Annotated in this window: 9 protein-coding genes and 1 riboswitch; of the genes, 8 read left to right on the top strand and 1 reads right to left on the bottom strand. The window is 41.3% G+C overall.

Annotated features, from left to right (window positions below; all coding sequences use genetic code 11):
- Window positions 1-468: 468 nt before the first annotated feature.
- Window positions 469-568: riboswitch (purine riboswitch) on the top strand.
- Window positions 569-646: 78 nt separating this feature from the next.
- The 6 genes from AB1K80_RS08225 to AB1K80_RS08200 all read left to right on the top strand — a co-directional run bounded on the left by AB1K80_RS08225 (window position 647) and on the right by AB1K80_RS08200 (window position 6799).
- Window positions 647-1819: an MFS transporter gene (locus AB1K80_RS08225; protein ID WP_412856134.1), complete on the top strand. Its 1173-nt coding sequence runs from the start codon at window positions 647-649 to the stop codon at window positions 1817-1819.
- A 371-nt stretch (window positions 1820-2190) separates the two neighbouring features.
- The gene (locus AB1K80_RS08220; RefSeq protein ID WP_412856133.1) at window positions 2191-3543 is read left to right on the top strand and encodes a PepSY-associated TM helix domain-containing protein; all 1353 of its coding nucleotides are present in this window, start codon (window positions 2191-2193) and stop codon (window positions 3541-3543) included.
- Window positions 3544-3562: 19 nt separating this feature from the next.
- Window positions 3563-4021: a FixH family protein gene (locus AB1K80_RS08215; protein WP_412856132.1), complete on the top strand. Its 459-nt coding sequence runs from the start codon at window positions 3563-3565 to the stop codon at window positions 4019-4021.
- 311 nt (window positions 4022-4332) lie between these two features.
- Complete coding sequence (locus tag AB1K80_RS08210) at window positions 4333-4791, top strand: MarR family transcriptional regulator (protein WP_412856131.1); 459 nt, start codon at window positions 4333-4335, stop codon at window positions 4789-4791.
- Between the two features lie 415 nt (window positions 4792-5206).
- Window positions 5207-5623, top strand: a complete 417-nt coding sequence (locus AB1K80_RS08205; protein ID WP_412856130.1) for a hypothetical protein — start codon at window positions 5207-5209, stop codon at window positions 5621-5623.
- A 207-nt stretch (window positions 5624-5830) separates the two neighbouring features.
- Window positions 5831-6799, top strand: a complete 969-nt coding sequence (locus AB1K80_RS08200) for a rhodanese-related sulfurtransferase (RefSeq protein WP_412856129.1) — start codon at window positions 5831-5833, stop codon at window positions 6797-6799.
- 60 nt (window positions 6800-6859) lie between these two features.
- Here the strand turns inward: AB1K80_RS08200 and AB1K80_RS08195 are convergent, their stop codons facing one another.
- On the bottom strand, window positions 6860-7060 hold the full coding sequence (locus AB1K80_RS08195) for a hypothetical protein (protein WP_412856128.1): 201 nt from the start codon (window positions 7058-7060) through the stop codon (window positions 6860-6862).
- A gap of 182 nt (window positions 7061-7242) precedes the next feature.
- Here AB1K80_RS08195 and licT point away from each other — a divergent pair, with 182 nt between their 5' ends.
- Window positions 7243-8079, top strand: a complete 837-nt coding sequence (licT, locus tag AB1K80_RS08190) for a BglG family transcription antiterminator LicT (protein WP_412856127.1) — start codon at window positions 7243-7245, stop codon at window positions 8077-8079.
- 235 nt (window positions 8080-8314) lie between these two features.
- On the top strand, window positions 8315-10174 hold the full coding sequence (locus AB1K80_RS08185) for a beta-glucoside-specific PTS transporter subunit IIABC (RefSeq protein WP_412856126.1): 1860 nt from the start codon (window positions 8315-8317) through the stop codon (window positions 10172-10174).

The following is a 10174-nucleotide window of genomic DNA, read 5'->3' as shown; positions in this document are numbered from 1 at the left end:
ACGCACCAAAAACATTTGGTAGCATGTCAGCCTAATAAGGGTGTTTTATTTGTGTCTCATTCTGCTATGTCAGTCTACCCGGTTGGTCTTTTTTATTTGGTATCACCATGCTCGACGTAGGTTTCAAGGGCTGGATGGTATTCTTTTTCATAATGAAGATTGGGGCATGCTTTAATAATTTTGCCTTGCAAGGCCTTGGACTTTGAGACTTCTAACACTGTATTACACTTCGGGCATCGCTCGGAAAATAATGAAGGCCATCGCTTCATCCATCACCACTCCAGTTAAAGTCTTTATAACCGATTGTATTAATAAGGATTATAGAGGATCAAATAAATGAGGTCAATGATGATTTGGCTCTTTTTAACAAAAAATCTGCATATTGGAGGAGGTTGAGTTTCTTCATTCATGTCGGTTTAACTGGATAAAATTACTTGCTTGCGAGTTATGAAAGGCTATGCTAATATATGTGAAGAAAAAATATAGACTTGTATAACCTCAATAATATGGTTTGAGGGTTTCTACCAGGATCCGATAAATCCTGATTACAAAAGCGCGCTTTCTCTTTTTTGTAATCAGGGTTTTTTTGTTTGTCTACACCCTGATTCTAAAGTGAAAGCTAAGATAGAAAGAAGGGATGTTTGACATGAACTGGAGAGTATATTTATTAGCCGTTTCTACTTTTGCGGTTGGATTAGTTGAGCTTGTGGTCGGCGGAATTTTGCCAAGTATTGCGGAGGATCTGAATGTATCTCTTGCGACTGCTGGACAGCTTATCACAGTGTTTGCCCTTGTATATGCCATATCAGCACCGGTCCTGCTCACTGTGACAGCCAAAATTGAACGAAAACGACTGTATTTAATTGCGTTATTCGTGTTTACATTAGGAAATGTATTCACTTATTTTAGCCCAACCTTTGCACTTGTGATGATTGCGAGGGTGTTCATTGCGATGAGTACAGCACTTGTGGTCGTCTTGTCGCTGACCATTACGGCCAAATTGGTAGAGCCGGCACATCGTGCGAAAGCGTTAGGGCTGATATTTATTGGGATTAGCTCATCACTTGTTCTTGGTGTGCCAATTGGAATCTTTATTACCGAGAGCTTTGGCTGGAGAGTGATGTTCTTAGGCATTAGTTTCTTAGCGGCCATTTCCATGGTGTTGATCTATTTCCTACTGGAAAAAATGCCTGTTGAGAAAGTCACGCCTTTACGAGAGCAGATTCGTTCGTTAGGGCATCCGAAAATCTATAGTGCCCACTTGATTAGTTTGTTTATGCTTGCAGGTCATTATATGCTGTATTCATATTTTACCCCGTTCCTGATGGAAGTCCTGCATATGACACCGTTTTGGATTAGTATTTGTTATTTGGTATTCGGCCTTGCGTCGATTGCTGGCAACGGATTTGGCGGCTGGCTAAGCGATAAATTGGGATCAGGGAAAGCTATTTTATTTGTCACAATGTCATTTGCGATCGTCATGTTTATTATTCCTTATACAGCCGGCGTGTTTGCGCTGTTTATGGTCATGGTCGTCTTATGGGGAGCGCTTAGCTGGGCACTGACGCCTGCTTTGCAAAGCTACTTGATTCAAACAGACCCAGTGACGTCTGATATTCAACAAAGTTTAAACACATCTGCTTTGCAAATTGGTATTTCGATCGGTTCCGCAGTTGGTGGTGTCATGTTTACAATGACCGGTTCATCTGTGGACTTGGCTAAATTTGGTGCAGTGTTTGTGCTGATTGCCTTTAGTTGTGCGGTGATTTCGTTGAAGAGACCACCTATCTATATGGAAAATGAGAATCATGCTGAGTAGCTGCCTTTGATGAGGCAGCTTTTTTTATATCCATTTATGACTACTTCACAATCCTAGTTGATCTAATAAGAAAAACGATGGCGACGTTCATGATTTTCAAGGGGATGACCGTCAACCCTAGTGGCCAGATTTACTGTGAGAAAGCTATAAGTCATTCGCCTGCCTTGGACATCCAGCTCCGTATGATGTTTCCCAAGATCACCTATCATTTTGTTAAATCGAATCATGACTTCAATCAAAGGTACTGCTTGTTTGTAATTGATTTCTTTGTTTGTTCGTTCTTACTTCACAAATTCTCTCTGTACTCAGCTTGTTTGTCATCCGGCTTGTCAGTAATCTGAAAAGAGTGAGAGGTATTAGGAGGAATGAGTGTGAAGAAAAAGAAGCGTTCAGTAGGTGCAGCTTCCTTTTATCAAGTAGCGTGGAGATGGCATTTTTATGCGGGATTGATTTTTATGCCTATTCTCGTATTGCTTGCTGTAACGGGAGCTATCTATTTGTTTAAACCACAAATTGAAGAATCAATGTACCATAAGCTATATCATGTAAAAGCTGAAGGGGAAAAGATAGCTCCTACAAAGCAGATCGAAGCTGTAAAGGAGGCCTATCCGAATGCAGAGCCAACGAGATATCGACCGGGGGAAGGAAGGGAGCGTTCAGCTGAAGTCGGGTTTAATCAAGGAGAGGAGACATATACAGCCTATGTGAATCCCTATACAGGACAAGTGTTAGGTCAAATGAAGGATGAAACCAAGTTGATGAACCGTGTTGAGGAAATACATGGCGAGCTGATGGCAGGGACGATCGGTGATCGGATCGTTGAGCTGACGGCCTGCTGGGGTATTGTACTCATCGTGACGGGCATTTATTTGTGGTGGCCAAGAATGCCAAAGCGTTTCAGTGGTGTAATCTTTCCGCGTTTAACCAAAGGGAAAAGACAGCTCATGCGTGATTTACATGTTGTTCCAGCCTTTTGGATATCGGCAGGGATGTTATTTCTGATCTTAACAGGGCTGCCATGGTCCGGGCTATGGGGAAATGAGTTTCAGAAACTTGCTACAAATACAGGTGAAGGATATCCGCCATCTATTTGGGTGGGAGATAAGCCAACATCGCAAGTGAAAACAGAAGAGATAGCTGACGTACCTTGGGCAGCTGAGAAGATGGATGTCCCAATGTCTGACCAGTCCTCCTTTTTAAAGCTATCCATGGATGATGTTGTACACATTGCGAATGAGCAGAAGGTACATGCAGGCTATCAAGTGTATATTCCGCAAACGGCAGATGGTGTTTATACACTGTCGGTCTTTCCACCAAAGGCAAAGGATGAAGCGACCGTCCATCTCGATCAATACACGGGAGCGGTGCTAGCAGATTATCGATATGACCAGTACGGCTGGCTGGGAAAAGCCATTGCTCTAGGCATTACATTACATAAAGGAACAGAGTTCGGACTAGCGAATCAGTTGGCTGGTTTACTCGTATGTGTAGGGATTGTCGGGATTGTGGTTAGTGGATTTTTGCTATGGTTGAATCGAAAGCCTAGTGGTTCGCTAGGTGCACCGAAAGCGCCAGTAAAAGGGAGATTAAAGTGGTTCATCTTGCTTCTTGTAGGGTTAGGGATTATTTTCCCACTTGTTGGTCTATCACTGATCGTTGTGCTGCTGATTGATCGATTGATTATTCAGAGAATACCGAGACTGAAACAATTTTTAGGTGCATAAGATAAGGGGGAATAGGAATATGAAAAAAGGTTGGATGCTGGGTTTCCTCTTGATGTTCCTCGCGGCTTGCCAGCTTGATCCGAATACAGAGGAGCTTTATGAAAAACCAACATTAATTCATGTAAACATAGATACACCAAGTCAAATAACGAGCCAAAAAAAGCAAACATTTCGTATTCTCATCAAAGAAAATGATAAACCAATTCGTACACCAGCAGATGTCAAAATAAGTGTATGGAAATATGGAGAAGCTCCCCCTCAGACACGAGTAAAAGCAAAATGGAAGGAAGAAGGTGTGTATACAGCAAGTCACATATTCCCTGAGGATGGTCTGTATGATATAAGGGTGGATGCGAAAACCGAATATCAGCACATCATGCCAACAAAACGAATTGCTGTTGGTCATCTGACGGAAGAGGAGAAGGAAATCTATCAAAACAAACAGAAAAAAGTGAATCAAAGACAATCTCATCATTAATAGGTTTTTGTTAATCAAAGAAGAGTATTCACCAATCTTGATGAAAGCCGGCAAGCTCTTGGTGGTGCTCTTATGTCAGTGATGGCAAATCGAGTCTGTCAGTTAATAGATGAGAACGGAATCGACCTTTTTATCATAAGCGATAGCAAATAAAAGGGAACGATGCTGTGATATATCGTGTATTCTGGTAGAAAAGTTCTCATGCTTATCGGTTCGGATGTCCTGTTCTTTTTGACACATCGCCTTTTTCTTTTGACTCCACTCTTGATTATTAGTAACATTTTATTTATCCGTTAAAAGTGGAGGTTTAGATGGAAACGAAAGAACAGGTTGTACTACAGGCGATTCAAGATCTTATTATGCACAGGGAAAAAAGACGTCACGATCCGACAGACCCACTGATTACCACGACTGATACACTCAATCAAGATTGGACACTCACCCAATTACACATTTTATCCATGATTCAAGCCAACCCGAACGAATCAAATAATACATTTCTTTCACAACAACTGAAATTGTCAAAGCCAGCCATTACAAAGGCGGTCAAGAAACTCATTGAAAAGGAAATGGTCCACTATCGCCATCGTCAGGGGGATAAAAAATCCGTTTACTATTCATTGACAGAGGAAGGCACAAAATTGGCAATCTTGTATGATGAACTCCATGAAAAGGCTGTCACATCTTACATAGAATTTCTTAGCCAATTCCATGAAGATGAATTACAAGTTATTGAACGATTTTTGAAGGCTTGGAAGGAAAAAATATAGCGATAATACACACCGAAACCATCACATGAACTAGATGCTTTCGGTTTTTTTATGGTAACATTAACATATATTTACTTTACTTCTGTGGTGAGGAGGGCTGTGAGTGCAAAGAGAGTTAGAAAACATTAGAAAATATGTTTTTATGATGCCGTTTGTTGGGTTATTTGTTAGTTTGATATTGTTTGTTTATTTTTTTGGGGTGGTTGGAGTTGAAGAACCCATTTGGCTAGGCGCCTTGTATTGTGCGCTTCCCTTTTTGATAAACATGATCATTTATTTCCCTTTATGTCTTTATTATAAGTCGAGTATCAGTAAGGATGAATGCTCAGGTCAAAGAAATGGGAAAGAGGCATGATGGCGTCACATCAGCCTTACTAAAACAGCATGAGATTCAGGTTGAGTAGGAGGAGTAAGGTTGAAGAAATGGCTTGTTGGTTTTGTCATGTTGACATTGGTTGTGATTGGCATTTATTTTTTCCTTTATGCAAGAACATTAGCTTTTCTTGATGTGATCTCTCTAGAGCGGGACAAAGTATCAGCGGTCGACATCATGTATAAAGATCAAAAAGTGTTGATAGAAAATAAAGAGGATATACGTCAATTCGTTGATGAGCTGACGGAGATCAAGTTGAAAAAGGCAGAGGGAAATCAGGATGTATCCAAAACATCTTTGGTAGAGTCTTATCAGATCAGGTTGTTTGAAGGTGGGAAAGAAGCTCACGGTCTTACTTTTTTTGACCAAGATGTGATACTGATAGACTCGAAAGATGAGTCACGTGTATATCGCATCGTTGGTACCAATCCGATTGATATTGAAGAATGGATTCAATAAATGAAGTGAATGATGGACAAAAGACGAACCGCTTGATATGGGTCTTTTGTCTTTTTTATCGTGAAAATGGGCTGAGGGAATCGTCTATATGTGCGTGATAGACCTTCCGTTTTATGGAATTATCCCGCTGACATTGCCATTAGGCACCTATTTCCTGTATGATAAAGAATGGTATGTTTTCATTAATTTTAAGAGGTGTTTATATATATGGAAAAACAATATCGTGTATTACTTTACTATCAGTATGTCCCCATTGAGGACCCGGAGACATTTACGGCAGAACATCTAGCATTCTGTAAAGAGCTTGGTCTATTAGGACGTATTCTTGTATCGTCAGAAGGCTTAAACGGAACGGTTTCTGGAACCATTGAGCAGACGGACAAGTACATGCAAGCGTTAAAAGAAGATCCGCGCTTTGCATCTATGCCGATCAAAATTGACGAAGCAGATGGTCATGCGTTTAAGAAAATGCATGTACGTCATCGCAAAGAATTGGTCAATTTAAGCCTTGAGGATGATGTGAATCCGTTAGAATTAACGGGTAAACACCTGAGCCCTGTCGAATTTTATGAGCAAATGCAATCACCAGATACTGTCGTGATTGATGCGCGAAATGATTATGAATATGATGTAGGTCATTTCAGAGGTGCGGTGCGCCCTGATATCGAGACATTCCGTGAATTACCTGAGTGGATTCGTGAAAACAAGGAGATCCTTGAAGGGAAAAAGATCCTCACATATTGTACAGGTGGTGTGCGTTGTGAGAAATTCTCAGGCTGGTTAAAGCGTGAAGGATTTGAAGACGTTTCTCAGCTTGACGGCGGGATTGTCACTTATGGGAAAGACCCTGAAGTCCAAGGAAAACTTTGGGACGGTCAGTGCTATGTATTTGATAATCGTTTAACAGTGCCAGTCAATCAAACAGAGCATGTGGTTGTAGGGAAAGACTTCTTCACTGGTGAGCCATGTGAGCGTTATATCAATTGTGCAAACCCTGCTTGTAACCGCAAAATGATTGCAACGGAAGAAAGCGAGCATAAATACATGCGTAGCTGTAGTCATGAATGTCGTACAAGTGAACGTAATCTTTATGTCAAACAGCATAATCTTTCTGAAGAAGAGGTTCAAGCAAGATTAGCTGTGATTGAAAATGAACAAGCGATTCCACAAGGATAAAAGCGATTCTCTTTCAATCGTAAAGAATAAAGAGCTGCCTGAACCATTCGGGCAGCTCTTTTATTTTGGTGAGATTGGTATGACGAGACGTTTTAGCCACTGGGTGACGCCGTGTAACGTAGATGCTGTGATGAGGGAGATGAGAATATATCTCCATAACTGATGCAAGCCTTGTCCACTTAGCCAAAAAACGATCCCTAGGAAAAAAAGGGTCAGCATGAGTAAAGATAAAAATGAAACGGACCAGAAAAAAGCCTTCATATGACCGTCACCTCCTCGGTGTATTGTATGCACAATGCTGGTAGAACAGACCATCACGGAGGAAATAGAAATAGGAGAAATCCATAGCAAAAGTCACATAAAAACCACCAATTGATTGACAGTTGTGTTAAGATGAGAGCATATTTTGCGAGAAATATGTGGTCATCCGGAGGTGTTTGGAGATGCAGATTCAAAAGGTACTAAACAACAACGTCATCAGTGTGATAGATGAACAGGGGAAGGAAATCGTCGTGATGGGCAGAGGGATCGCTTTTCAAAGACGCCCTGGAGATCCGGTGGATGAGGCTCTGATTGATAAGGTCTTTCGCCTTGAGGATCACTCGGTTCATGAGCGGATGAAAATGCTGCTTCAAGAGGTTCCGTATGATGTCGTCAAGGTGACAGAGGAAATGATTCAATATGCCTATCAAACACTGAATCGGAAATTAAATGAAAGTCTGCACGTGTCACTGGCAGATCATATTCACTATGCCATTGAACGGTTAAAGAAAAATCACCTGATAGAAAACTCGCTGATTTGGGAGATTAAACGCCTATACAAAGCTGAGTTTCTCGTTGCCAAGGAATGTCTTGTGATGATTGAGGAGCGGCTTCATATTCAACTTCCGGAGGATGAAGCGGGCTTTATTGCCATGCATATCATCAATGCAGAGCTCAATGAGGACATGAATACAACCGTCAGTATCACAAAGGAAGTCAACGCCATTTTGACCATTGTAAAATACCATCTCAATATCGAGTTTGATGAGGACTCTCTCAATTTCTATCGTTTTCTCACGCATTTACGCTTTTTCGTACAGCGTTTGATCAATGAAACATTACTTGTGAGTGAGGATCAAGATTTATATCAACTCATCAAAGTGAAATATCCGAAAGCGTATGAATGTGCCAGAAAAATCGCGGAATATGTGTATCAAACGTATAAAAGAGATGTGACGTCAGAGGAAATGCTGTATCTGTCCATTCATTTGAATCGATTGATTAAAAGAGAAAATTAAAGTTAAATTTTAAAAGAAAGCGTTGACATAAAAAAATAAGAGTGGTACTCTTTGCACATAAACAAAAAAGAATACGTTTTCACAATGATCGTCTTAGAGGATTGTGACTGTTCGGCAGGCAAAACCTAAACGTTCACTGAAAAAGCGCAATGGCAAGTTGCGACTATTTTTGGTGCCCGTTTAGGTTTTTATTTTGCCTAAAAACGTATTTTTTTGAAAAAAAGGGGGTATTTGTATGAGTCATCGTCAATTAGCAGAAGACATTATGAAACATATTGGCACAGAGAAAAACGTTCATTCACTGGTACATTGCGCTACAAGACTTCGCTTTAAATTAAATGATAGGTCAAAAGCAGATAAAGCAGCCATTGAGAGATTAAATGGTGTTGTGACGGTCATGGAAAGTGGTGGGCAATTCCAAGTCGTCATTGGAAATACAGTTCCAGAGGTATATAGAGAGATTGGGGAGTTTACGAATCTCTTAGACGATTCGGTTTCTTCTTCTGCCCGTTCAAGTGATGAGAGTACGAGTCTTTTTGGAAAGTTCGTAGATATTGTGTCTGGTATTTTCACACCACTCTTAGGTGTAATGGCAGGAGCCGGTATTTTAAAAGGTCTTTTAGGCATTTGTATCAATGCGAAATGGTTAACTCCTGAAGATACGTCCTATCAGATTTTGTTTGCTGCATCAGACAGTTTATTTTACTTCCTGCCTTTACTACTCGCGTTCACTTCTGCGAGGAAGTTTAAGGCGAATCCATTTGTCGCTGTGACGATTGCTGGTGCACTCATTTACCCGACGATTCAAGAGCTGACAAAAGGCGGCGGGGATGTGACCTTCTTTGGTATTCCAGTTGTCTTAATGTCTTATACATCAACGGTCATTCCGATTATTTTGGCTGTGTTTGTCATGGGGTATATCGAGCGTTTCTTTAATAAAGTCATTCATGAAAGCGTCAAGAACTTTATTACACCGCTGATTTTACTGGTCACAGTTGTCCCGCTGACACTCATAGTGTTTGGACCTTTCGGTGTGTATGCAGGGAACGGCATAGCCGCCGTCTTACTCAAAGTATTCTCCTTTAGTCCTACACTTGCCGGTGCTTTAATTGCGATGGCATGGCAGGTGCTTGTGATCTTCGGGATTCATTGGGGGCTTGTGCCGGTCATTTTAAATAATATTGCAGTGCATGGAAAAGATCACATCAAACCAGCAACTGCACCAGCTGTTTTCTCTCAAGCAGGGGCTTCAATTGGTGTTATGTTAAAAACAAAGAATAAGAAGCTAAAGTCGTTGGCTGGGTCGACAGCCGTTTCTGCTGTGTTTGGTATTACTGAACCTGCCGTATACGGTGTCACACTTCGTTTGAAGAAACCTTTCATCGCGGCTGTTCTCTCTGCCGGAGTAGGTGGTGCGATTATTGGTTATTCACAAAGTGTAGCCATTGCATCAGGGTTACCTAGTTTGCTCACACTGCCGATCTTCTATGGTCAAGGGTTTACAGGATTCTTAATCGGGATTTCTGTCTCGTTTGTCCTCTCCATCGTCTTAACCTATTTGATAGGGTTTAAAGACCCAGTAGACGAGGAGGATGCACCTGTATCTAGCATGCCACCTAAGGCAGAGCATGAACATGCGGTCAAAGCCGTTCATGTGAAAAGTCCTTTAAAGGGTGAGGTGATTAAGCTGGAAGAGGTACAAGATAAAGCATTCTCATCTGGCGCACTCGGAAAAGGTGCCGCCATTATTCCAACAGAAGGGAAGTTATTTTCACCAGTATCAGGCGTTGTGACAACTGTTTTTCCAACAGGTCACGCATATGGTCTTACCTCTGAAAACGGAGCAGAAGTACTCATTCACATTGGACTTGATACGGTGCAATTAGGTGGTCAGCATTTTAATCCAAAGGTTGTACAGGGCCAAACCATTTCGGAGGGTGACCTCCTTGCTGAGTTTGATATTGAAGCAATTCAAGCTGCTGGCTTATCGGTGACGACGCCCGTCATAATCACCAATTCCAGTGAATTTAGCGATATCATTGAAATAGAGGAAAAACACATTACGCCAGGACAATCATTTTTACACTTAGTTTAA

The sequence above is a fragment of the Bacillus sp. 179-C3.3 HS genome (assembly GCF_047229225.1).
Taxonomy (GTDB): Bacteria; Bacillota; Bacilli; order Bacillales; family Bacillaceae; genus Bacillus.
Note: the sequence above shows the minus strand (reverse complement) of the source record. Positions and strands in the feature narration are given on the sequence as shown.

Excerpts from the sequence above, each read along its gene's own strand:
- AB1K80_RS08210 (WP_412856131.1), top strand. The coding sequence starts at position 4,333 with ATGGAAACGAAAGAACAGGTTGTACTACAGGCGATTCAAGATCTTATT.
- AB1K80_RS08200 (WP_412856129.1), top strand. The coding sequence starts at position 5,831 with ATGGAAAAACAATATCGTGTATTACTTTACTATCAGTATGTCCCCATT.
- licT (WP_412856127.1), top strand. The coding sequence starts at position 7,243 with ATGCAGATTCAAAAGGTACTAAACAACAACGTCATCAGTGTGATAGAT.
- AB1K80_RS08225 (WP_412856134.1), top strand. The coding sequence starts at position 647 with ATGAACTGGAGAGTATATTTATTAGCCGTTTCTACTTTTGCGGTTGGA.
- AB1K80_RS08185 (WP_412856126.1), top strand. The coding sequence starts at position 8,315 with ATGAGTCATCGTCAATTAGCAGAAGACATTATGAAACATATTGGCACA.
- AB1K80_RS08195 (WP_412856128.1), bottom strand. The coding sequence starts at position 7,060 with ATGAAGGCTTTTTTCTGGTCCGTTTCATTTTTATCTTTACTCATGCTG.
- AB1K80_RS08215 (WP_412856132.1), top strand. The coding sequence starts at position 3,563 with ATGAAAAAAGGTTGGATGCTGGGTTTCCTCTTGATGTTCCTCGCGGCT.